The organism is uncultured Gimesia sp. (assembly GCF_963976445.1).
Taxonomy (GTDB): Bacteria; Planctomycetota; Planctomycetia; order Planctomycetales; family Planctomycetaceae; genus Gimesia.
Genome location: NZ_CAXBKP010000001.1, coordinates 332,000 through 355,759 on the forward strand (window position 1 = coordinate 332,000; position 23,760 = coordinate 355,759).

Sequence of the window (23,760 nt, forward strand, 5' to 3'; positions counted from 1 at the left end):
AAATAAAAAATCAGCCATTCGTTATTGTTCGAATGGCTTTTCATCTTTGGCGTTGGCCCCGAACGAATCGCGAAATTCGTCTACGGCAGACGAAACGGTTTTCTTGGGGCCGGTCAGTTTGAGGAAGTAATAAGGTTTGCCTTCCATTGCGAGAATGACGCCGAGCATCTGTGAATCTGGAGTGGGTTTGGTTTTTCGCAGGAATGGGGGGCCGATCGATTTGTTGTAGGTGCCGCTAATATCGGCGAAGACGTATTTGCCATCTTTTGTTTCACCCTGGGTCACTTTCACTTGACGATCTTTGCCGCCGGCAAACTGACCAATCCAGCGTGTGATGTTTGCAGCGGTTCCACCACCGGTTCCGCCAAACGAAGAGATGACTAGTTCGGCTGGTTCCTTGTCGCCTTTGACTGCGGGAATTTCAAATTGAGCCAAACGCAGATTATTGGAGGGGGGGGCACTTTTCCAGTTGGCGGGCACTTTGAGTGTGATGTCTTTGATTTTGACTTCGTTGGTTTTCACATCTTTGTCTGCTGCTTCAACGGTGCAGGCATAGACAGCCAGAGACAGGGCCAGGACGGAATAGATAACTCTGCGGTAAGTGGTGGGAGAGATCATAAATATCCTCAGATTGAAATAAGGAGTGTGCGCATACGACAATGACTAATTGTCCCGCATTTCACAGCCATTTTCAACTGGTTGCTGCAAGAAATGGGAATTGGCAGGAAATTTTGAGAAAGTTAAATATGTTGTACATTCATGTTGCAAAAAAGCAACGTGCAGCTCTGTCGATTCGAACTGGAAAATTAGATGTTTGGAATGTCGTCTGGTTTACTTTTTATGATTCATAGCCAAAGCGAAATCGCCCCACCCCCACAAAAGTTTTCCGAGACTCCCTACATAAAAAACCCTGCCGTGGTCATCACCACAACAGGGCTGAATTCAAAAGCGGAATTCGTTTTTATTTCTTGTACTGGGGCGCTTTGCCCAGCGGATACAGGTCCCATTTACGAACCCACATTTCCGCCATTTCGGTCTGAACCAGTAACTTGCCATGATCGGGCTTGGCATTGGAACCGGCATTCACCACAACGCCATTCACCAGATACTCAATGTCGCCCCCTTTGCTGATCACGTCCATCCGGGTCCACTCGCCGAATTTACTTTCGACGTCGTCCTTGCCGCGGAAGCCAACCTTGTCGGCCCAGTCCGGGTCACGGCCGAACCAGTTGATGCGTCCTGAACTCAACGTGATTTCTTCACCACCTTTTTTCCAGACCTTCTCGCCATCGCGGTCTTTGGTGATGGTGGTCGTCAGCGAAGTCGGAATCGGTTCGCCGGTCTTGGGATCTTTCCCCGTTAAGACCAGAATATCACCCACGCCCCCTTCAATGATCTGTGCTTCAATCGACGCCATCCAGGTATTGCCATAGCCGCCATCCGGGCCGTGACAGTGAATCAGCACGCCTGAATCCCGGGCACGGTCTTCCCGCTTGCCCCAGGTCTTCTCACCCCATTTGAATTCGATCACCATGTGGTAATCGCGGTAATCTTTCTTGGTGATCAGTCCGCCGTAACCATCGCCGGAAATATGGAGCATGCCATCTTTCACGGTAAAAATCTTACGGGGATCTTCGTAAGCCGTTCCCCGATTCCAGACATACAAGCCATCCAGATTCTTGCCGTTAAACAGATGAGTCACACCATCTTTGGGTGTAACAACCTTGTCCCCGGCTTCTGCTCCCACAGTACAGACAGCAGCCAGACAGACACAGGTGATCGAGAGGAGTCGTTTCAAAACCATTAGAGCTTTCCTGAACTAGAGCACTTTCCGCAAGTCCTGAAGGCTTGGGAAATGCTGCAATAAAACCGTCTTCGGAATGAACCGAAAATAACTTCTTTAATAATATTAAGTTATTTGATTGTAAGACTCTTCGCAAGAACGAAGCGCAAAAAAGTCGTGACTCGGCCAAAAATAGAACCAGCGATTCCTCATTGCGTTCCCCAGTCAGCATGGCATGGATTAGCAGAAAATAAAGGAGTTTCATGCCGTCTTGGGTTCGTAGTGGCGGCTTGTGAAAATGGACTTCTTGCCAATTCGGGAGCATTTCCAGGCTCATGAAATCAGGGACTGACGGAAAGAACGCAGTGTGGATGGTACATAAATATATCTGACAATTGACAACCTGGTATCAGTATCAATATGCTACAATTCTTATTCCTAAACGATACTTAAATACAGTTACTCTCTGTCTTAGTGAGATATTAATCGTGAATACACCGCCTCGCAAACGTCGTCGTCGTAGACCACAGCAAGAATCAGCGGAAGAAACGTATGAGTCTCCTCGGAGGAGGAAGAAGAAAAGTTCTGGTAATACTAAAAAGAAAAAAGCTTCTAAACCTAACATTCCCATCGGGTTAATTGCAGGCGTTGCCGGAGCGGCAGTTGTTTTAATCTTAATCATGGTTGTTGACTGGAAAAGTATTGGCCAAGCCATCGGCGTTTCCAATACATCTGAGTCATTGACAAAACGTTTACTGTCTGATCAGGAAGAGCAGGCTTCGATTCTTGCCTCCATTAAAACAGAAGCAGATGCTCGGGCGGCAGGTCCAAAACTCATTCAACTCAATGAAGACTTGGCGAGAACCTCATTCGAAATCTCTGAGTTGCAAGAAGCCGAGAATATCCCACTCTCAGACAGGATGGCATTAAAGAAGGAGTTTCGCGAAAAGACGAAACCAATCACGGCTCGCATGACTGAAGAGATACAACGAATTGCTAAGAATCCTCAACTGGCGTCCGCAGTCAGAGTGATCATGTCTGAGTCGGGTGCCGCACGCTCGCGAGTAACCAATGAATTACGATTCACTAAAGCGAAAGCAGGTGTGAATGACGATGGTTATTCACCTGTTACTTCCAGTACAGAACTGACGAAAGGAATGAGGATTGAGTTCATTGATCCTTTCAATATGTGGAAAAAAGGGGTTGTTTCTGATGTTCGGAATGATGGCAAAGTGAAAGTCGGGCATGCCTTCGAGTATGTAGATCGAGATCGACTGCGAATCCCTGATGAATAAATCATGAAGTTGCGTCCCCGCTGGCCACTCGCACTATTACTGCTGGGCTTTTTGCTTCTGGGTTCTCGTCTAATCTGGACGCTGGGAGTCTCCGCCGACAACTGGAGACTGCTCGGCGATGAATGGATCGCACAGACACGCTCGCTTGTGAACTGGGAAATCCCAGTTTCTTATCAGACTCCGGCAGATCAGGCCGCTTACTGGGTTCAACAGTCACAGGAAATCGAAGCGGCGCAAAACGATCCCCAGGTGGCGCTGGGAGCAGCCTGGATGCTGGATACCCCTTGCAGGTTCTATCAATACCATACCGAATTTGATCAGATCCGTTCATCTTACCGCTCTCGTTTGCAACTTGGGTCCGAGCACGAAACTGTCGAAGCAAGGGAGAATGATTTTGAACTGCGCACCCGTAAAGCCTGTCTGAAACAGAGTGAACTGGCAACACAACTGGATCCTGAGAATAAATATCTCTGGCGCAACCGAGCACTGCTCCTGTTTCAGTTCCAAAACAACGCTTGGAACCCTTCGGTGTTCTACTCCCCCCACTCCATAGCGAAGAAGAACTGGCTGGAACTTTATAAGTTCATCCCCCGTACGGAGAACTGGCAGGCAATTCTCGATGAATGTGCCCAACACGATCCAGAGAACGCACTTTATGATTACCTGGCAGCTATCTATTTATCGTCTGTTTCGACTCAGAAGAACTCACTGTGGCAAACCGAAATCCTGGATCATCCGAAATATAAACTAGCACAGCATCGACTCAGGGCAGGGCTCAAAAAACCCTTTCTGAAAACCGGATTCACAGGACAGGCAGCAACATTCGCCTTTCTGTCTCATACCACTTTCACAATGAACCAACAGCTACAAATGGCAGAGAGCAGGAAAAACAATTTCAGAGAGAAGTATATTTTGTGCCGACTTTTCCAGATTCTGGATCAAGAATATAACTCTGATTTTCTCTTAAAACAATACAATTCCCTGGGGATGTATTTCCGAGATTACCTGAAAGTTTCGCAGCAACTTTCCGATGGACCTGCGTATGATAATTTCGCAAAGCTGGGACAAGATTTTTATTCTCATGAAAAGGTGAAGCTGATCACTCTGAATCAAAAATTCCCCGGCCTGTTTGAACCCACAGAATACGAAGCGGTTTTAACAGAATTCAGGCAGGTACTCCAGAACCAAAAGACTTATAACAAAGCGATCAAACAAATCGAAAAGGGAGAGAAGTACAGTCCCAATGACACGCCCCATTTTTTTCGGTTAGCACTGCTCTCGGCGACCTCATTAAATCTGATCATCATCTCACTCACCTGCGCGATGCTAACCGGCGTTTTAAGCTGGTTCGGCACGCACGATCCAAATTCAGAATGTGTTGGCATGGGGTTCTGGCGCCCCCTTGTCTGCTGGCTGCTGGGAACCGGTATCAGTCTCGTATTGTGGGGACTCTGTACCGTTCAAAAGAACCCTTTAAAGATAGACTACCAGTCATTGCTGTTCATCCACTGGACCGGTTATATCCTGTTTGTCCTGGGTTTACTGTATCTGATTCACGCCGGATTTTCGGTTCCCTGGCTTCAACTCCTGGGAATCAGTTTCTTGATGGCTCTGCTCGTTCTAATCCTCTACTCTAGCCTAATACTCTTCTCTAGCACCAGTTTCATCCAGCTCTGTGCAAAAACTTCCCAGGCATACATTACCCCCCTGATAACCCTCTCCCTTCTCTTCACCACACTCTCTCTGCACCAGACCGTTAAATTCTTCAGGGAAAAGTTACATTCTCAGAAAGTCTCCCTTCTCATCTGTGGCCTGATCCTGGGAATCGCTGCGATTATGGTTCCTTATGTTTTAAAACCAACCAGTGTGGAACAGATCCCTGTTCGACTCAGAGTCGGCCAGGTTTACCCTCTCACCTGGTTCAATTTTTTGAAATCCCAGATGGTCGACGGGGAGCTGAGTGACGTTTTTGGCCTCATCAACTCGACTACCACCCGGGTCTGGCTGACCTGGTACAGGCTGACAGGGGACCTCTTCGCAGCATTCATTTCCGTCTCGCTGCTGTTGCTCTGGTACCTGAAACGCCAGTCCCGAATGATCATGGGAGGATTTCCCCAACTCCTGCAGACGAGAAAACGGATCGCACTACACCACACAGGTCGCATGCTGTCTCAATCGTGTGTGATCGCTGCGTTACTCTTCTCGCTGGTCTACCTGGCAGTCGCTCCTGACTTTCTCCAGGCCACACAAACGCAGATCCTGAAGAACTATCAACGCCTGGAGGATTGCGAGGTAAGCCAGAAAAAAACCAGGACCATCCAGGCAGAGATTGCAGCAGACACATCCTACATGAACCGGCTCCGGGAAGAGGCAGCCAATGCCGAAGAACTCCTCGCGAGATAGCCATTTCCCCACGAGCCACCAGAAAAGTGTTCTAAATCGATTTATTGAGAATTGCGCGTCGCGACGGCCGCTGCATCGTGGGGATGCAGGCTTTCCAGATGATTGATTTCCACACGGAAATCCTTGATCCCCTCGTATTCTTCCAACGCGGCTTTCAGCTTGCGGGCTGCATCTTCACAGAACATGAGGTTCGCGCCATTCAAGCGGGCAAACTCCTGCTCATCTTCGCGTTTGACGGCCGTCTGCACGGGCGTCACAATCACACGTTCGAGATAATCAATCAGAGATTCGATCGGAAAATCTTCCAGCGTACTGTCCAATTCGACCGTCACATCGGCGTGGCTGCGTTGACTGTGAGGCACCGCCAGAATCGCTTCCTGTGTTCCCAGCCATTGGAAAATTTCATCGTGGGTAAGCTCACTCCGCTCGCGAAAGGCTTTCTCAAACGCCTGTTGAATCAGCTGACGCGATAACGCGGCCGAGCAGGGACAGGCACTGGAATACGTCAGACGTACCGACAGTTGATGCTTATATTCCCCTTGTTGCAAAGCACTGTGAATCCGAATCGGATAAGCACGCCAGCCAGCATGGTCCGACAGTAAAGCAGGTCGTTTCAGAGAATGTTCATAAGATAACGTCAAATAACTGTTCGAACTCATCTCCTGATGAGTCTGCACAAAATCTTTGAGGATCTCATTCACCAGTGGCAAAGAGAGCTCTGCATCAGCCAGACGGTTATTCAAACTGAGAAACAGACGGGACATGTGAATTCCCTTGACCTGTTCATCATCCAGACTGACGGCGGCATCCGCGCGGGCCGGCGTACGAAAGATTTCTCCCGATGCATCACGCAAGCGAAGTACCAGCTCCACACCCGACATACCAACGCGATCCAAAGTACCGCCGATTTGAGGCACAGTCTCATTGGCGACATCAGGCAAACCCGTCGTCAATGGGGAACGCGAATTTTCAGTCGGTGCGTCAGATCCCATTTGCTTGAGATTCAGTGCATCGGAAACAAATTCAAACATCTCATCATTCTTTCGTCGCTATGCCTCAGGTGAAACTCAATGTTCACAAAAGATTCTTCTAATTTTTACTGAATTCAAACCGTGACCGATACTATAACAAAAAAAGGCCCCTATAACATTTAGTCGCGACCAATCTTTTTTCAAGTATCAAAATTTGATTATCGACGTCTTTTCGTTGTAATAACCCCAACTGAGGCCTGAAATTACAGATCAGATGCTCTAAAAGGGCCCATTGGTCTGTTTTGACCATTTCAGGCAAAGATTCCCCCGACATTTGCTGAATTTGAACATTTTCTGAATTCGAACAGAGAAATCAAATCCCAGGTTCCTGTTTCTGAATGAGTAGCGGATATTCTGAAGTCCATTTATCAAAGGAAATCCCTCTCTAAGGGATTCAAAACCGCGCCAGCAAGCTACTGTAGCCTGACTTTCGCAGAAGAGATGCTGAGCGGTCCTCGCTTTTCCCAGCCTTGGGGAGGCTGCAATGCTTGCACTGGGATCGGGGGCGCTGCCTGCCCTATGATTCCGGGACGTTGCAGAGGTGTATACATCGAAGCCTGCTGAATATTGACTTGATTGGTCTGTTGAGTCAGGTAACTCGACAGCCGATTCGTTTCGGTATGCATCGGATTTAACGTCAACGCCTGAGTGACCGCCGGATACACTTTTTCCATCTCGTTCGCCTGCAGACAGGCATACGCGAGCCGATACCAGTCATCCGCCGAGACATCTGCCCGATTTTTCATCGCCTTTTCCAGAGAAGCGATCGAATCACTCCACCGCTGTTCGGAACCATAGGCGACTCCCAACAACCATTGTGCTTCCGCCCGCTGATCGATGGTCGCTGCTGTATTGTGACAGATCGGACGCAAAATCGGCGTTGCCCGATTCGATTCTCCCTGCTTGATCTGCAGTGCCGCCAGCTTGAGTCGCGAGACAATATTGTAAGGCTCCACCTGTAATACACGATGATAGGTTTCCACGGCAGACGAGTTCAGCCCCGCTAATTCTTCCAACTCACCTTTGAGCAATAAGGCACGAATATTCGTCGGATCAAGGTTTAAACTCAGATCCAGATTTTTCAATGCGTCGGTATACTGTTTTTTCTCATACAACAGATACGATAAGTCGATGTAAGGCCTCGGGTCATCGGGGGCCAGTACCGTCGTCTTTTCCAACTGCTGGATCGCTTCTTCCGAATAGCCGTTGGCAATTAAAAATTCCGACAGTTGATGACGGACTGCTGCGTTATTCGGATTCGAGGCGACGGCCTGCTTCAGTAACTCCGCAGCATGTTCCTGACGCCCGCTTTCCGTAGCCACACGCACCTGCTCGACCAGATCCTGGGATTCCGAATCCCGCACCGCCATTTTCTGCTTCCAACTGACACACCCGGTGCAGATTCCCAACAGCAATGCCAGAGTCAGACACCGCCGGAGCAGCATCGTACCTGACAACAGCGCGCAGCATCCCTGTTTCAGACCCATTGATCGAAATCGGCACTTTGAGAACAAGTTTTCAGGACGGCCTCTCATGAAATGTGATGATCACCATGAAAGAAGACACAAAACAAGATGAACCATTGAAGCAGGGAAGTTGGAATTCAGGGACAACAAGATCAGCTTCAGACCGCGAAACTTAGCATTTTATTGATTTTCAGGGTAGAGGAACTCACCCCTATTCCCCCGAAATGGAGATCGGCAACATTCTCCCCCTGAAGAGAGCGATTCAGATCGAATTCTGAACAGCCCTGGAGAATTTAAGTAATGGCGACACATCAACTTATCGTCATTCTTTGATCAGAATCTTTCACCTAAGTCCTATCAAGGCCTCGGATAACCTCAAAATCAGGTGCAACCAGACAACCTGGCAACTTAGATAAATTAGTAACAATCGAGAATACTTATAAATAGTCGCGCAAAAACTTAGCTTATCCGACCCAACCAACAATCCCAATCATTGACATCGGTGCGATCCTAAGGGTACAAAAGAGTGACTAATGGATTAGTTGCTTAATGCTTTCCAAATGTTGGAAAGATAGAGAATTTGGCGTGATGGACTACGTCTTCTTTCGGCATGGCTTACTGCCCCTGGTCGTGCAATTGTGTAGCTCGATTTTAAAAAAGGTCGAAAAGGATGATGAGTCTTATCAAAAACATGAATCTGAAAAAAGTTTGTCTGACTGTCGGATGTTTTCTGACAATTGGCATGGTTTCGCTCGCGGAGTCCAACGCCGGGATTATTCCCTGGACGTACAACGCCGTTTTTGGACCAAGCCGAAATGGTCCCATGTACTCTGGCGCTGGTTATGCACCACGGTCTTATTCAGCCAACTATGGCGGATATGGCATGATGAACTCGGGTAGTTGCTGCGGCACTCCCGGATACACGGCCAACTATGCCGGCAATAGAGGCAACAGAGGAATGGCACAGTCACGACGCGGTTCTCGCGCTGCCTATCGCTGGTACCTGATCAATAATCCGCAAGCTGTGGCAGTCAGTTACAACAGCTTTGGCGGAGGAAACTCCTCTCAATATGCGGGAGTCGCCTATGGTCCTACCGGAAACTGTGGTTCCTGCGGAATGGGAGGCTGCGGCATCGGCGGTTGTTCGACAGGCGCCTGTGGAGCCAGTGGTTGTAATACCGGACAATGTGGCGTCAATTACAACGCTGCCACCGCCAGCTCACCAACGCCTGATCCTAACGCCGGCGGAAAAGTTCCTACACCCCGCGAAGTAGAAAGCACACCGCCGAAAACCTATTCCGAAAAGCCTATGACTCCCGAGAATAAAGCATCGGATGTCGAAGATTCTGGCTTTGGCGCTCGCCGTTATGAACGGGCTCCGATGGATACACCAATGCCGAAAAATGAAGCAGGCGATCTGTTTCAACCCACCGTGCCAGGAGGAGCAACAGAATCTCCCATGCCGGAAGCCAAACCCGCATTACCAGCCTTCGGAACAGAAAAGCCTGATAATTTTGGTACGGAGAAAAAACAGGACGATGATTTCTTCGGTACGCCTGGTACCACAACTGATACCTTTAAGCCGACTCCTGATGGAAAATTTCCCAAGTCGACTATTCCCCAGAAAAAAGCAGCTCCCACAACAACTCCCGAGGGAGCAACACCCAAAGCTGAAAAGGAAACCAGTCTGCCACAACTGCGGGTACAGCCTTTGAATCTGGATCAGAAAATCACCTGGAAGTCAGCTCCCCGAGCAGAACGGCTTACCATTCGCGCACACTTTTCTGCACCGCAAATTGCGAAGCAGAATGTCCCCGCGAATTCAGGTTGGTTTGCTATTAACGATACGGCAAAAGTTGCCAGCAAATAATAGCTGACTTCGAAAGAACGAACAAAGTGCAAGTGCGTCCTCGCCTTGCACTTTTTTTATGCGCCGATTGCGTTATTGTAAAAGGAGTTTCACAACAACTCGTTTGAACCATCAAAACTGAGAATCCGGATACGGAAAATGCAAAACGCCGAAATCGCCCGCCAGTTTGAAGAGCTGGCAGATTTGCTCGAAATTCAGGGAGCCAACCCATTTCGCTTGCGCGCCTATCGCAACGCAGTACGCACGATTTCGGGACTCTCGGAGTCGATCGCAGACATCGCAAAAAACACTCCCAAAGAGTTGCAGGAACTGCCGGGAATTGGCAAAGATCTCGCAGAAAAAATTGAAACGATCGTCGCGACAGCCAGCTTACCGCAACTCGAAGAACTGAAAGAAGAAATCCCGGCTGACGTCGTCCGCATGCTTGATATTCCAGGCATCGGGCCCAAAAAAGTCGCCTTTCTATTTAAGGAACTCTCGATTCATTCACTCGATGATCTCAAAGCGGCCGCCGAGAACGGAGTCATCGCCGAGCAAAAAGGGTTCGGCAAAAAAACCGAGCAGATCATCCTTGAAGGCCTCGAACATTTAAGCCAGGTCGGCAATCGAGTGCGGCTCGCTCAAGCCAAAGCACAGTCCGACGAAATCATCCATGATCTCGGTCAGCTGGACTCCGTGCAGCAAATCTCGGAAGCTGGCAGTTGTCGCAGACGCAAAGAAACCGTCGGCGACCTGGATATTCTCGTCACCTCCAGCCAACCCAACGACGTCATGGATGCTTTAGAGAACCATGAACTCGTCAAAGAAGTCCTCGCCCGCGGCGAAACAAAACAGCGCGTGCGTTTGAATTCCAGGCTGGAACTCGACCTGCGCGTGGTGCCGGAAGAATCGTACGGAGCCGCCCTGCTCTACTTTACCGGTTCCAAAGAACACAACATCGTGCTCCGCCGCCGTTCACAGGACAAGGGTCTGAAGCTCAACGAATACGGCTTGTTTAAACAAGACAAACTCGTTTCCGGCAAGACTGAGGAAGAAGTTTATAAAACACTCGGCCTGCCCTGGATTCCCCCTGAAATCCGCGAAGACCGCATGGAATTCGCCGCCGCCGACAAAAACGAATTACCAGAGTTGATCGAACTCAAACAGATTCGCGGCGACCTGCACATGCACACGACCGCCACCGATGGCACCGCATCCATTCAGGAAATGGCAGAAGGCGCGCTGGCCAAAGGCTACCAATACATCGCCATCACGGATCACTCCAAACGCGTCACCATGGCCAACGGTCTCGACGCCAAACGACTGCGGGCACACTGGAAAGCCATTGAGAAAATTCAGGATAAAGTTCCCGACATCCAAATCCTTAAAGGCATCGAATGCGATATCCTGGAAGACGGCAGCATGGATCTGCCCGATGATGTTTTAAGCGAAGCCGACTGGGTCATCGCCGTCCTGCATTACGGCCTCAAACAACCCCAGGAACAGATCAATCGGCGTCTGCTGAACGCCATCCAAAATCCACACGTCTCCATTCTCGGTCATTTATCCGGTCGCCTGATTGGGAAACGTCCCGGCGCCGATCTCAATTACGGTTTGATCCTGCAAGCGGCCGCCGATCATGGCACCATGCTGGAAATCAACGCTCATCCCATGCGGCTGGACATCGATGATATTCACGCCGCCAAAGCCAAAGAGCTGGGGATTCCGATCGTGATTAATACCGACGCCCACAGCGTCAAAGGTCTGGACGTCATGCAGTACGGCGTCTATCAGGCACGTCGCGCGGGCTTGACCAAACAAGATGTCGCGAATACCAAAACCTGGAAGCAGTTTCAGAAACTACTAAAAAAATAAGCTGTTTTTTTGATCTGCTTCCGCGAACCCTGCGTTACTGCTTGCAACAGAACTGCCTGCTGAGGAATGCACTTTTATGACCAGTACTCTGGAATTACTGATTCGCTCGGGAAATCCATTCATCGCCATCGAGACGATGGACGAGCCGCGTGCTTTGAAAGTCATTCAGGAAATTGCGCTGAAAATAAACAGACCGCTCTATGAATGGTCCACCACCAGCGGTTTATGCAAAGTCGAAGGTAAACGCTTAAAATCAGCCACCGTTCCCGGCGGCAAACCCGAACAGGCACTCAGCTTTATCCACCAGAATACCGATGCAGATATTTTCGTATTCAAAGATCTCGGCGCGTACTGCCGGGACAGTGTCGTCAATCGGATGATGCGCGATTTGATGGAAACCTGCCGCACCAAAAAATCGACGTTCATCCTGATCGACGCCTTTCCGCTACCTGACGAAATCAAACGCTTCACGATCCGCTATGAATTGGGCTGGCCCACGACCGAGGAACTCGCTGCCGTCATCAAGCAGACTTTCAATAAAGTCAAAAAAGAAAGTAACGTCAAAATCACCGCCCGTCTCACCCGCCGGGATATGGAGCAACTGGTGCTGACCCTGCGGGGACTCAGTTGCCACGAAGCCGAACGCGTCATCAGTTCCGCCATTCTGCAGGATAACGATCTGGACGCCAGCGATCTCCCGCTCATCATCGAAGCCAAACGCACGCTGCTCGGTTCCACGGGTTGCCTCGAATCGATCGCCGTGGACGTCAAACCGGATGAAGTCGGCGGCCTGCATAAATTAAAAGACTGGCTGAAACTCCGACGGGGTGGATTCTCACGCAAAGCACAGGAATTCGGTCTCGAACCGCCACGCGGCGTGCTGATGCTGGGAGTGCCCGGCTCAGGTAAAAGTCTCTGCGCCAAAATGGTCGCTTCCGACTGGAACATGCCGCTGCTCAGATTAGACCCTGGTATGCTCTACCAGAAATTTATCGGCGAAAGTGAAAGCCAGCTGCGCCAAGCACTCTCACAGGCGGAATCGATGGCACCGGTCATTTTATGGATCGATGAAATTGAAAAAGCATTCGCTTCGGCTTCCGCTTCTTCATCCGATGGCGGCTTATCCAAACGTATGTTTGGTACGCTGCTGGCCTGGATGCAGGATCATCGCCATCCAATTTTTATCATCGCCACCGCCAACGACATCTCAGCTCTCCCGCCGGAACTGATGCGCAAAGGACGCTTTGACGAAGTCTTTTTCGTCGATCTCCCCAGTGCTGCCGCCCGGGAGCAGATCTTGAAGATTCATCTCCAACGTCGTAAGCGGGACTCAGACCAGTTCGACCTCCGCTCTTTGGCAGCGATGGCAGACGCCTTCACCGGTTCTGAACTCGAACAGGCTGTCATGTCCGGCCTGTTCGCCGCCTTTTCTGAAAACGCCGAACTCGAAGACCGCCATATCGCTTCCGAAATTCAGAAAACCAAACCACTGGCCGTCCTGATGAAAGAACGCATCACAGAATTACGTCACTGGGCGAATAACCGCTGCGTCCCCGCGGATTAGCAATGTCGATTTCACAACAACGGAACGAAGCGATTTTATTGTAGGGGCAGTGCCTATGTGCCTGCCCGCCTGGCGATGTTCAAATCCAAATTACTCATGGAACGGAACCTGCAACAAACCCCGCACATCAATACACAAATAACGTCGACACAGCGGGTAGCCACATAGGGCTACCCCTTGTATCTTACTATTGACTGTCTGCAGTTCTCTGTTCTGATAGGTAAATAAAGCCATTACCCGCGTCCGTGTGCCACTATCGGCTGGTCCGACAGTGCGCGAAAAACCATTCTCACAACAGTGGGATTCACAAAAACCAGAAGACCCGAATTGCATTCAGCATCCACGATGCATTGTTACTCAGCCCGTCCGGCTTTGGCACAGAATTGAAAGTAGACTTCTTCGGCCTTTAACAGCTGGTCGATCTCTACCCACTCATCGACCGTGTGTGCCTGGGCGATAGAACCGGGGCCGAAGACCATCGCGGGTACTCCTCCCTGATTCACGCGGGCTGCATGCGTGCCATACGGGACGCCGACTTTTTTGTGATCGGGTTCCACGGTATCAATCACCGAAAGCAGGCGGTCACTCCAGGCACCATTATTATGATCGGAGAGCGAAACGCCGGTAATCCAGGAGGGCAGCATTTCGAATTCGAACGGCAGCTTCTGTTTCAAGAATGCTTCCACCTCATGCATCACTTCAATGCCATCTTCACCCGGAATCACACGGCGATCGATTTCAATCGTGCAGCAGTCGGGAACAATGTTAACACTCTCTCCCCCTTCAATCACGCCAACACTCATTGTCGGGGGGCCGCATAGAGGATGCGCTTCGCGTTGCGACAGTTCTTCCGCGTGTTCCTGAAGCGCATTCAGCACATCGGCCATGCGATAAATGGCATTGATCCCGTCCTTCGGCTGTGAGCTATGACAGGCTTTGCCCGTGGTTTTGATTTTCCAGCGTGTCGCCCCGCGATGTGCGACCACGATATCCAGCATGGTTGGTTCAGCAACGAGTCCTAAATCAGGCGGATCTGTGAGGATCTGACTCAAGCCAGATGGCTTCTCCCACAAGCGGACCAGATGCTCAATTCCTTTGACAGTCGCTTCTTCGTCACAGGTGCAGGAAAGAATCACATTGGCGGCATCCGGCGGGTTCTCTTGCACCAGTCGCGTAAACGCCATCAGCATGGACGCCATGCCTCCTTTGACATCGCAGGCACCGCGGCCGTAAATTTTCCCGTCCTTTTCCGTGCCTTCGAACGCGGGAACAATCATGCCTTCGACGGGAACCGTATCCTGATGCACGTCCATCAGAATGGTCGGCACTCCCGGCTTCAACTTCGTGCGGGCGATGACATTATTCCGGCCGGGAACGACTTCGATCGACTCGTATTCGACTCCCAGTTCTGCAAAATAGTCACATAAGAACTGGGTCAGCTTTCCCTCGAAATAGATCTCACCCGAAACATCACGCCCCATGGGATTGACGCTGGGAATGGAGATCAGTTGTTTTAACAGCCGGACGGCATCCATTGAGATTAAATCCTCTAATCAAGCTTATTCTAGACGCTTTTTAGCATTGAGCTCGCTTTATTTTCTTTTAATCAGTGTCCCTCATGAGAAGCCTGATTTCTACTGATACAGCATTCCGATTCTTCAGAAGGTTGAATTTTATGAGGCAGAAAGGCTCTAATAGAAGATCGATTACATTCCCCCCTTATGCTGGCCTCGAACTCCAAGGAGCCTCTCATGCGAAAAATAGTAAGCTGGACTGCCGCTGTAGTCATGTTGTTAACCATGTCTGCTTTGACTCAAGCCGAGAAAGATTCCGAAATCCCCGGTATTGGACCTATAGGAAAACCGGTCAAACTGTTTACCGATTTTAAATTCACAGAAGGCCCCGCCTTCGATTTAAAGGGGAACCTGTATTTTACTGATATTCCCGACAACAAAATCTATCAGGTCGACACCAAGGGAAAACTCTCGGTTTTTCTGGAGCCGTCGAACCATTGCAATGGTCTGATGCTGGATGGTGGGAACAACCTGCTGGCCTGTGAAATGGACGGGCGTTTGGTGAGCATTAACCTGAAAAACAAAAAAGTCACCCCACTGACCTCAGAATACCAGGGAAAACGCTATAACGCCCCGAACGATCTCGTGATTGATCGTACAGGTGGTATATATTTTACCGACCCGCATTTCCGGGCTCCCGAACCACTGCCACAGGAAAAAGTCGCCGTTTACTATCGTGCTGCCGATGGTGAAGTGACTCGCCTGGCGGACGACCTGAAAGCCCCCAACGGCGTGATTCTTTCTCCCGACGAAAAAACACTGTACGTGATTCCCAGCATGCAGAAGGAAATGTGGGCCTATCCCATCACAGCCCCCGGCAAAGTTGGCAAAGGTCGCGTATTATGCACACTGAAACAGGAACCAGGCTATAAAGAGCCGGGACGTGGCGGAGACGGCCTGACGGTTGATACCAACGGAAATCTCTATATTACGTCAGGTCTAGGCCTCCAGGTCATTTCTCCGGAAGGCAAATTACTGGGAATTATTGAAGTCCCTGAAAAGCCAGCGAACGTGACCTTCGGCGGCAAAGACAATTCAAGCCTGTTCATTACCGCACGCAATTCGCTGTATCGAATCGACACCAAAGCCAAGGGACACCGATTCCCCGGCAAGTCGTCCTGATACCGGCAATACAACTGATAAGACTTGTTACGGCTGGTTCGATAATACGTGAATCAGAATAAAGCAAACGCTGGTCTGGCTGAAACGCCGATAAAAAGACCAGCGTTTTTCTATTTAAAAGAGCAACTTAAGTGAATTGAGAGAAGCGATTGGCTTCATAATCAAAATACTTTTAAAATACTTTTCCTGTTTATCATCTTCACTGCACACGGGAATTGTGCTGGCTTTCTCTAGAAGTCATAATTCATTTTGGTGCTCGCCAAGTATAAAAACATAGGGATATAGTCTGAAATTATACGTTTTTGCCCACGGCTCGGTTGGAGAATAGTGTCCGATGTCTGTTGAAATCAAAGTCCCCTCAGTAGGGGAATCCATCTCCGAAGTCCAGATCGGCGCCTGGCATGCGGAAGAAGGAAAATGGGTCGCTCAAGATAGTGAAATCGTTGAGCTCGAAACCGACAAAGCCACCTTCGATGTACCGGCGCCCCTCGACGGGATCATTGTCGAAATCCTGAAGAAAACCGGAGAAATGGCAGCCGTCGGCGAAGTCATCGGCTACCTGGAAGAAGCAGAACGCCCGGCTGGTGTCGAAGAACCGGCCCCCGCCAAAGGCCCGGCGAAGGCGGCCGCCGCTGCTCCTGCAGCAGCGCCCACTGGTTCTGGTGATCGCGTCATGCCGGCCGCGGCCCGCGTCATGGCAGAAAAAGGACTCAGCCCCGCTGATGTCAAAGGAACCGGCCCCGGTGGTCGCATCCTGAAAGAAGATGCCCTCGCCTACGAAAACCCGAGTGCCTCAGGCAACGGTATCTTCCGCGAAGAAGAAATTGTGCCCATGAGCCCGATCCGCAAAAAGATTGCGGAACGCCTTGTCGAAGCACAATCCAACGCGGCTCTGCTCACAACATTCAATGAAGTCGATATGTCGGCCGTGATGGAATTGCGGTCTAAATACAAAGACATGTTCCTGAAAAAATATGACGTCAAGCTGGGCTTCATGTCCTTCTTTATCAAAGCGGTCGTGGATGGGTTGAACCTGTATCCGCAGATCAATGCGGAAATTCGGGGAACGGACCTCGTCTTTCGGAATTACTATGACATCGGCATTGCTGTCGGCGGTGGCAAAGGGCTCGTCGTTCCCATTCTGCGTAATGCAGAGCGGCTCAGCTTCGCCGACATCGAGCTCAAAATTAATGACTTCGGTCAACGTGCTCGCGCCAATAAAATCAGCCTCGATGAACTTCAGGGCGGCACCTTCACGATCACCAACGGTGGCGTTTACGGCTCTCTACTCTCGACTCCGATCGTCAACCCGCCACAAAGCGGCGTACTGGGGATGCATGGGATTCAAGAACGTCCGGTCGCCATCAATGGAGAGGTTGTGATTCGTCCCATGATGTATCTCGCACTGACTTACGATCACCGCGTCGTCGATGGACGGGAAGCAGTCGTCTTCCTCAAACGAGTCAAAGAGGTCTTGGAAGAACCATCACGCATGCTGATGGAAATCTGAGAATCTAACGCGTATAAATAGAGGCTTTGAAAGGTTTCCTGTCCCCGCAGGAAAAAGAGAAAATGAACCATGATCTGGTTATTATCGGTGCTGGTCCCGGAGGTTATATTGCTGCCATTCGTGCTGCACAACTTGGTTTAAATGTTGCCTGTATCGAAAAAGAACGCATGCTGGGCGGCACCTGTCTGCGAGTCGGCTGTATTCCCAGTAAAGCACTGCTGGAATCGAGTGAACTCTATAAAGAAGCCGGACACAGCTTCAAAGATCGCGGCATTAACGTCGGTTCGTTATCACTCGATCTGGAGAAAATGCTGAGCCAGAAAGACCGGACCGTTAAAACAATGGGCGGCGGCATTGATTCTCTATTCAAGAAAAACAAAATCACCCGCTATTCGGGACACGCCACCATTACGGCACCAGGAAAAGTGACCGTTGCTGGTAAAGAACCTGTTGAGCTCGACGCAAAACACATTCTGATCGCGACAGGCAGCGAGCCTTCCACGTTGCCCGGGATCGAACTAGACGGCGACCGCGTCGGCACCAGCACCGAAGCGCTGGCTTACGAGCAGGTCCCTAAACATCTGGTTGTCATTGGTGGCGGCGTGATTGGCCTGGAATTAGGCGCCGTCTGGAATCGCCTGGGAGCCAAAGTAACAGTTCTGGAATACCTCGATCGAATCCTGCCGACCACCGACACGGAAATCGCCAACGAAGCCAAAAAGATCTTCGAAAAACAGGGGCTGGAATTCCAACTGGGCTGCCGTGTGACCGGCGTCAAAGCGAATAAAAAAACCTGCGATGTCGAAATCGCCGACGGGAAACCAATTCGCTGTGACCGCGTGCTGGTGGCAGTGGGCCGTCGTCCCAATACCGATCAACTCGGCTTGGAAAATATCGGCATTGAACTCGACAAACGCGGTTTCATTCCCGTTAATGACCACTATGAAACGTCTGTCAAAGGCATCTATGCGATCGGTGATGTCATCGGCGGTGCCATGCTGGCTCACAAAGCAGAAGACGAAGGGGTCGCGTTTTCAGAACTGCTGGTTACTGGTTACGGGCATGTAAATTACGACGCCATTCCTAGTGTGGCCTACACCAATCCAGAAATCGCCGCCGTCGGTAAAACGGAAGAACAACTGAAGGAAGCGGGCATTGAATACAATAAAGGTTCGTTCCCGTTCCTTGCCAACGGTCGTGCCCGTGCCATGGGACAAACCGAAGGCCGCGTCAAAATGCTTGCCGACAAACAGACCGACCGCATTCTAGGCGTGCATATTCTCGGACCACGAGCCGGTGACTTAATCGCTGAATGTGCCGTCGCCATGGAATTTGGTGCGAGCAGTGAAGACATCGCTCGCTGCTGCCACGCTCATCCGACACTGGCTGAAGCAGTCAAAGAAGCCGCACTCGCCGTTGATAAACGAGCACTTAATTTCTGAAATGCTTGATTCAAGCTGCCACTTTTCTGAAACAACTCTGCCAACGCCGGCTGAAAATCTGGCGTTGGATGAAGGTCTCTTGTATCAGATCAACGAACAGAATTCCGTCGGCTGCCTGCGTCTCTGGGAGGTCGATCAACACGCGGTTGTCTTAGGCAGCTCCAATCAAGTCGCCGCCAACGTGAACCTGGCACATTGCAAACAGGATCAGATCCCTGTCCTCAGACGCTGTACCGGTGGCGGCACAGTCTTGCTCGGGCCCGGCTGTTTCATCTTTTCACTGTTTCTGCGGATCACTGCCGACCAACATCTGGCGGGAATTGAAGCCACCACCCGCGAGATTTTAAATCGAATCATCGCTTCACTGAGACAGGACAAGCCGAATGCCAGAATCGAGCTGCAAGGGATCAGCGACTTAACGATCGAAGGACGCAAGTTCTCTGGTAATTCGCAGCGCTGGTTAACCACCACGCTCCTGCATCATGGCACCATTTTGTACGACTTCGACCTCGATCGGATTCCCCGTTACTTAACCAGCCCGGAGCGGGAACCAGAGTACCGGTCTCATCGCGACCATCTGGAGTTCGTCACCAACTATCCCATGAAGCAGCCGGAACTCGCACAGCTGTTTACCGATACCTGGAACGCCAGCCAACCCGAACCAGACCTGCCACTCGAACGAGTCAAGGAGTTGGTGACCGAAAAATATACGACGGAGAAATGGAATCTCCGCCGCTGATTTCGTGAAACGGACGTGATTAAGTCAAAGCTTCTTCAATCGATGGCTCTGGATCTTCAGAACTCGGTTCCGAAAAATGATCTTCAATCACGCGCATCTGCTTCCAGTGGCCCGCCTGGAACCGGATCAGATACCCAATGCCCAACACAGCGATGTAAGAGGTACAGGCAGTCCAACTGCCAAACAATTTCGCATCGGCATACATCCAGATCAGAAACGTGGGAATCACCATGATGGCCCAGCCTGTGACCAGGGAATAAATCATGCAGAACCGGGTATCGCCGGCTCCTCGAATGGCTGACCCGAACACCACAACGGCCCCATCAAAAAATGAGAATAACGCAGCAAACCGAAGCAGAATGACAGCAGTGTGCCTGACTTCCAAAAATTCGTCAGTGATCACTTCCGGTGTATAAGGTCTGAGTAATAAATCGGGAAGCCCTACGTAAATAACCACAAATATCAGCATATACACGGCTGTCGCAGCGAACGCTTTCCAGGTGGTTCTCACCGCCAGTTCAGGGCGACCTTCACCAATTCGCTTTCCGACCAGCGTCATCACGGCGGTCCCGACTCCCATCATCGGCACAAACGCCAGCGAGTTCAAATTGAAGGCAATCGTGGTCGCCGCCAATTCGACTTTTCCGATGCGTCCCACCAGTACGATGAACAATGTAAAGCCGATGATGTCTACAAAAAACAGCAGTCCGTTAGGAAATCCATATCGGATCAATCGCAGAAACAAATCCCGATTCCAGCGATAGTGATTGAATAAACCGTATTCCCGGGCTTCGTGCTTGGCAAAAATAATGAACGCATAGAAAGCGAGCATGGAAACATTAGCCGCAACTGTGGCGATCGCCGCCCCTTTAATTCCCATGGCAGGAAAAGGACCAGCCCCAAAGATCAGACAGTAATCCAGAACCATGTTGAGCAACACGCTGGCTAAGTTCACCCACATCACAACCATCGTTTTGCCGCGTCCTGTATAAAAACAGGAAAGCACGGTGGAAATCAAAGCAGGCCCTGAACCCAAACACAGAATCGAAAAATAATCGACTTCCAATACCTGAACTTCAGCCGCGTGACCGATCCAGCGAAAGATCGTTCCAGCAAGTGGAATTCCCAGCAAAAGAATTCCTCCCCAGATCAACGCCAGGTAGAATCCCTGCCAGACCGATTCCGAAACTCGCCCCTTCTGACCGGCGCCTTCATATTGCGCGACGAACGTGTTGACATAAGTCGCCATCCCCATCGCAATCGACATCGCCGCCCATTGGATCATGCCCGCTGGCAAAGAGGCAGCCACGGCATCGGTTGACCACCACGTTAAGAAGATCCGGTCGACGACGTGCATGATCGAAAGCGAACCGCAGCTCAAAACCAACGGAACAGCCACATTCGCCAGTTCACGCAAACTCCCCGGTCGCACATGTGAATCCGAAATATTGGAAGAACTCTCTTCCATGTTGCACGATCCAATCAAGGGGTAAAGAAGCAGGGATACATTCGATGGGATTGTAGTGCAGCGAACGAGAAACGAAAAAACCTACGCGGCAGCATATCACAAAGTTCATAAAATGCCTCTTCCCACGACACAACACAACAACAATATGTTCGCAATTCTGAAATTTGGCCGCTGTGGCTCCTGCGCCCCTCGGCCTCTGTGGCTCCTGCGCCCCTCGGCCTCTGTGGCTCCTGCTCCCCGAAGTGTTCATATTACCACATTTTAAAATCTCATCTGGACCTGAATTCGATTTCTTAGTTTAATTCGCGTTTACCACCAGCGTGCCTCTCTCAAATCCAAGGGGGAGCACAAGGAAACTTGCTACAGATTCAGGAATCCAAGTCGTTTCCTGAATAAGACTTAACAACATACGCTCCACCTCAAAACTCAGAGTAAATCCAGTGAATAGCTTTACGAGAATCTTGCACTATGTCTGGCCTTATCGACGCCGTCTGGTTGCCTCCTTCTTTTTCGCAATTCTGGTAGCCGTGCTTTGGGGAGCAAACCTCTCTGCCACTTTTCTGGTTGTGAAAGTCTTGTTGCAGGGGGAAAGCCTGAGTGGTTATGTCCAAAATGAAGTCATTGCATCAGAAGACGAGATTCAGAAAAAACAGGATGTCCTGCAAGAGCTTGCTAATTCCATTCATTTACAACACTCGGAAGATGCGCAGACAAAAAGTTCCGAAGGTGACCAGTTAACACAAACAGATCTGGCAACCGCCCCCGTCAATTTATTGAGCGAGCATTCCCGACAACAAAGAAAACTCAGCAATGCCTCACGCAAACTGCTCGCGCTGAAATGGATTCAATCCAAGATTCTCAGATACGTTCCTGACGACCAGTTTGACACGTTTGTGCTGATCCTCGGTCTGTTGTTAATCACAACGCTCATAAAAGGCATCTGTATCTTTACACAAGACGTCATGGTTGGTGGTGTTGTCGAGCTGGTCACAATGGCGATCCGCAAAGAATGCTTCCGCAAGGTGCTTGATCTCGATTATCAAAGCATTTCCGATGAGGGGACTGCTTCACTCATGTCGCGTTTCACGTTTGACATGCAGCAGCTTTCTCAAGGTTTGACCCTGATGGGCGGAAAGATTATTCGCGAACCACTCAAAGCACTGGCCTGTGTGATTTTCGCGTTCATGGTCAACTGGCGGTTGACGTTACTTTCATTTATTTTTGCCCCGCTGATCGCAATTGTATTTTACAAAATCGGTAAAACACTGAAACATGCCAGCCAGAAAATGATGGAAAGCATGTCGCGAATCTATAAAACGCTGGAAGAATCGTTTGATAGTTCAAAAGTCATCATCGCCTTTAACGGCGCCCGCAAACACCGCAATCGATTCCATCACGAGAATAAAGAGTTTTTTAAGAAAGCCTTGCGAATCCTGCGTATCGATTCCTTAACGAGTCCGACCACGGAAATGTTAGGCTTGATGGCGATTTTCATCGCGCTCATTCCTGGTTCCTATCTTGTCTTACGTGGTAAAACAGAAATCTGGGGCATTCAACTGGCCTCTGCACCGATGGACATCGCAACCCTCTCCATGATGTATGCCTTGCTGGCAGGAATTTCTGACCCCGCCAGAAAGATGTCATCGGTCTATTCAAAACTGAAAAAGACCGGCGCCGCCTTGGAACGCATCTTCACGATCATCGACCGCGAATCACTGGTCAAAGAAGCCGAAAACCCGGAGCGTTTTCCTGCGAAACTGGAAACCATCCACTTCAACAAAATCGACTTTACTTACGCACAACGCAAAGAATCAACCAGAAATAATGATCCGATTCTGGATGGCGTCAATCTGGAAATTGCTGCAGGAGAAGTCGTTCTAGTCGTCGGCGAAAATGGTTCCGGAAAATCGACGCTGGTGAATCTGCTGCCCCGTTTCTATGATCCTGATAAAGGCAATATTTTTGTCAACGAAATTGATATCCGCGACGTTCGCCTGAAAGAGTTGCGCAATCATATCGGCGTTGTCTCTCAGGAAACCAAGTTGTTCGATGATTCCATCCTGGAAAATATCCGCTACGGCCGGCCTTCTGCCAGTCGTCTTGAAATCGAATCCGTTGCCAAAAAATCGCATGTATTACAGTTTGCCGAGCAACTGCCCGACGGTTTACTCTATAACGTTGGTGAAAAGGGGCACGAACTTTCTGGTGGCCAGAGACAACGCATTGCACTGGCACGGGCAATTTTGCGTGACCCGGAAATCCTGATTCTCGATGAAGCAACGTCAGCCATCGACTCGCAAAGCGAAATTCTGATTCATAAAGCTCTGCAAAATTTTGCCCCCGGACGAACCGTGTTCATTATCACTCATGCGGTCGGCCAAAGCTTGCTCGAATTTGCAACTCGGATCGTTGTCATGGACGCCGGTAAAGTCGTTGCTACAGGTCCCCATAGTACACTGGTTGAAACCTGTCCTATCTATCAGAACCTACTCAGTGCACAGATCCGACAACGTTCTGCTTAGCATACGTTATACATCCGATTTCATAACAAAATCTCGACGTCTAAATCTGATGTTGCTATGATCTTCTTGTCTCAGGTATCGCCTGAGACATGTAGCCGTTCTTCCTATAACCTCTGG

Annotated in this window: 16 protein-coding genes; 10 read left to right on the top strand and 6 right to left on the bottom strand. The window is 50.1% G+C overall.

Annotated elements, in window-relative coordinates:
- Positions 1-21: 21 nt before the first annotated feature.
- Positions 22-618: a hypothetical protein gene (locus AAC022_RS01320; RefSeq protein ID WP_339727239.1), complete on the bottom strand. Its 597-nt coding sequence runs from the start codon at positions 616-618 to the stop codon at positions 22-24.
- Between the two features lie 343 nt (positions 619-961).
- Complete coding sequence (locus tag AAC022_RS01325; protein WP_339727240.1) at positions 962-1,804, bottom strand: DUF1080 domain-containing protein; 843 nt, start codon at positions 1,802-1,804, stop codon at positions 962-964.
- 374 nt (positions 1,805-2,178) lie between these two features.
- On the opposite strand from AAC022_RS01325, the gene AAC022_RS01330 reads away from it, so the two are divergent.
- Together AAC022_RS01330 and AAC022_RS01335 are read left to right on the top strand one after the other, a co-directional pair.
- Positions 2,179-3,078 carry a hypothetical protein gene (locus AAC022_RS01330; protein ID WP_339727243.1) on the top strand — a complete coding sequence of 300 codons (900 nt, stop codon included), beginning with the start codon at positions 2,179-2,181 and terminating at the stop codon, positions 3,076-3,078.
- Positions 3,079-3,081: 3 nt separating this feature from the next.
- Entirely contained in the window at positions 3,082-5,481 is a 2,400-nt protein-coding gene (locus tag AAC022_RS01335) for a hypothetical protein (protein ID WP_339727244.1), read from the top strand.
- A 41-nt stretch (positions 5,482-5,522) separates the two neighbouring features.
- Here the strand turns inward: AAC022_RS01335 and folE2 are convergent, their stop codons facing one another.
- Positions 5,523-6,512, bottom strand: coding sequence for a GTP cyclohydrolase FolE2 (folE2, locus tag AAC022_RS01340; protein WP_339727247.1), 990 nt, complete (start codon positions 6,510-6,512; stop codon positions 5,523-5,525).
- Positions 6,513-6,925: 413 nt separating this feature from the next.
- The gene (locus AAC022_RS01345; RefSeq protein ID WP_339727249.1) at positions 6,926-7,999 is read right to left on the bottom strand and encodes a tetratricopeptide repeat protein; all 1,074 of its coding nucleotides are present in this window, start codon (positions 7,997-7,999) and stop codon (positions 6,926-6,928) included.
- A 649-nt stretch (positions 8,000-8,648) separates the two neighbouring features.
- Between AAC022_RS01345 and AAC022_RS01350 the strand changes: the two genes are divergently transcribed.
- From AAC022_RS01350 to AAC022_RS01360, 3 genes are all read left to right on the top strand, one after another.
- Positions 8,649-9,848 carry a hypothetical protein gene (locus AAC022_RS01350; protein ID WP_339727250.1) on the top strand — a complete coding sequence of 400 codons (1,200 nt, stop codon included), beginning with the start codon at positions 8,649-8,651 and terminating at the stop codon, positions 9,846-9,848.
- 138 nt (positions 9,849-9,986) lie between these two features.
- Positions 9,987-11,702 (top strand): DNA polymerase/3'-5' exonuclease PolX, encoded by a 1,716-nt coding sequence (polX, locus tag AAC022_RS01355; protein WP_339727251.1) that lies wholly within the window; start codon positions 9,987-9,989, stop codon positions 11,700-11,702.
- Positions 11,703-11,778: 76 nt separating this feature from the next.
- Positions 11,779-13,266 carry an AAA family ATPase gene (locus AAC022_RS01360; protein WP_339727253.1) on the top strand — a complete coding sequence of 496 codons (1,488 nt, stop codon included), beginning with the start codon at positions 11,779-11,781 and terminating at the stop codon, positions 13,264-13,266.
- 353 nt (positions 13,267-13,619) lie between these two features.
- Here the strand turns inward: AAC022_RS01360 and AAC022_RS01365 are convergent, their stop codons facing one another.
- Positions 13,620-14,801 (bottom strand): M20 family metallopeptidase, encoded by a 1,182-nt coding sequence (locus AAC022_RS01365; protein ID WP_339727254.1) that lies wholly within the window; start codon positions 14,799-14,801, stop codon positions 13,620-13,622.
- Positions 14,802-15,017: 216 nt separating this feature from the next.
- On the opposite strand from AAC022_RS01365, the gene AAC022_RS01370 reads away from it, so the two are divergent.
- From AAC022_RS01370 to AAC022_RS01385, 4 genes are all read left to right on the top strand, one after another.
- Positions 15,018-15,962, top strand: a complete 945-nt coding sequence (locus tag AAC022_RS01370) for an SMP-30/gluconolactonase/LRE family protein (RefSeq protein WP_339727256.1) — start codon at positions 15,018-15,020, stop codon at positions 15,960-15,962.
- A gap of 334 nt (positions 15,963-16,296) precedes the next feature.
- Positions 16,297-17,472 carry a 2-oxoglutarate dehydrogenase complex dihydrolipoyllysine-residue succinyltransferase gene (gene odhB / locus AAC022_RS01375; RefSeq protein WP_339727258.1) on the top strand — a complete coding sequence of 392 codons (1,176 nt, stop codon included), beginning with the start codon at positions 16,297-16,299 and terminating at the stop codon, positions 17,470-17,472.
- Positions 17,473-17,534: 62 nt separating this feature from the next.
- Entirely contained in the window at positions 17,535-18,914 is a 1,380-nt protein-coding gene (lpdA, locus tag AAC022_RS01380; RefSeq protein ID WP_339727261.1) for a dihydrolipoyl dehydrogenase, read from the top strand.
- A gap of 1 nt (position 18,915) precedes the next feature.
- Entirely contained in the window at positions 18,916-19,653 is a 738-nt protein-coding gene (locus AAC022_RS01385; RefSeq protein WP_339727263.1) for a lipoate--protein ligase family protein, read from the top strand.
- 19 nt (positions 19,654-19,672) lie between these two features.
- Here AAC022_RS01385 and AAC022_RS01390 read toward each other — a convergent pair whose 3' ends face one another.
- Complete coding sequence (locus tag AAC022_RS01390; RefSeq protein WP_339727265.1) at positions 19,673-21,121, bottom strand: MATE family efflux transporter; 1,449 nt, start codon at positions 21,119-21,121, stop codon at positions 19,673-19,675.
- A 440-nt stretch (positions 21,122-21,561) separates the two neighbouring features.
- Between AAC022_RS01390 and AAC022_RS01395 the strand changes: the two genes are divergently transcribed.
- Positions 21,562-23,643, top strand: coding sequence for an ABC transporter ATP-binding protein (locus AAC022_RS01395; protein ID WP_339727267.1), 2,082 nt, complete (start codon positions 21,562-21,564; stop codon positions 23,641-23,643).
- The last annotated feature ends 117 nt before the right edge of the window (positions 23,644-23,760 follow it).

Bases quoted from the DNA above. Each gene is read 5' to 3' on its own strand.
- AAC022_RS01320 (WP_339727239.1), bottom strand. From the start codon at position 618: ATGATCTCTCCCACCACTTACCGCAGAGTTATCTATTCCGTCCTGGCC.
- AAC022_RS01325 (WP_339727240.1), bottom strand. From the start codon at position 1,804: ATGGTTTTGAAACGACTCCTCTCGATCACCTGTGTCTGTCTGGCTGCT.
- AAC022_RS01335 (WP_339727244.1), top strand. From the start codon at position 3,082: ATGAAGTTGCGTCCCCGCTGGCCACTCGCACTATTACTGCTGGGCTTT.
- folE2 (WP_339727247.1), bottom strand. From the start codon at position 6,512: ATGTTTGAATTTGTTTCCGATGCACTGAATCTCAAGCAAATGGGATCT.
- AAC022_RS01345 (WP_339727249.1), bottom strand. From the start codon at position 7,999: ATGGGTCTGAAACAGGGATGCTGCGCGCTGTTGTCAGGTACGATGCTG.
- AAC022_RS01350 (WP_339727250.1), top strand. From the start codon at position 8,649: ATGATGAGTCTTATCAAAAACATGAATCTGAAAAAAGTTTGTCTGACT.
- polX (WP_339727251.1), top strand. From the start codon at position 9,987: ATGCAAAACGCCGAAATCGCCCGCCAGTTTGAAGAGCTGGCAGATTTG.
- AAC022_RS01360 (WP_339727253.1), top strand. From the start codon at position 11,779: ATGACCAGTACTCTGGAATTACTGATTCGCTCGGGAAATCCATTCATC.
- AAC022_RS01365 (WP_339727254.1), bottom strand. From the start codon at position 14,801: ATGGATGCCGTCCGGCTGTTAAAACAACTGATCTCCATTCCCAGCGTC.
- AAC022_RS01370 (WP_339727256.1), top strand. From the start codon at position 15,018: ATGCGAAAAATAGTAAGCTGGACTGCCGCTGTAGTCATGTTGTTAACC.
- odhB (WP_339727258.1), top strand. From the start codon at position 16,297: ATGTCTGTTGAAATCAAAGTCCCCTCAGTAGGGGAATCCATCTCCGAA.
- lpdA (WP_339727261.1), top strand. From the start codon at position 17,535: ATGAACCATGATCTGGTTATTATCGGTGCTGGTCCCGGAGGTTATATT.
- AAC022_RS01385 (WP_339727263.1), top strand. From the start codon at position 18,916: ATGCTTGATTCAAGCTGCCACTTTTCTGAAACAACTCTGCCAACGCCG.
- AAC022_RS01390 (WP_339727265.1), bottom strand. From the start codon at position 21,121: ATGGAAGAGAGTTCTTCCAATATTTCGGATTCACATGTGCGACCGGGG.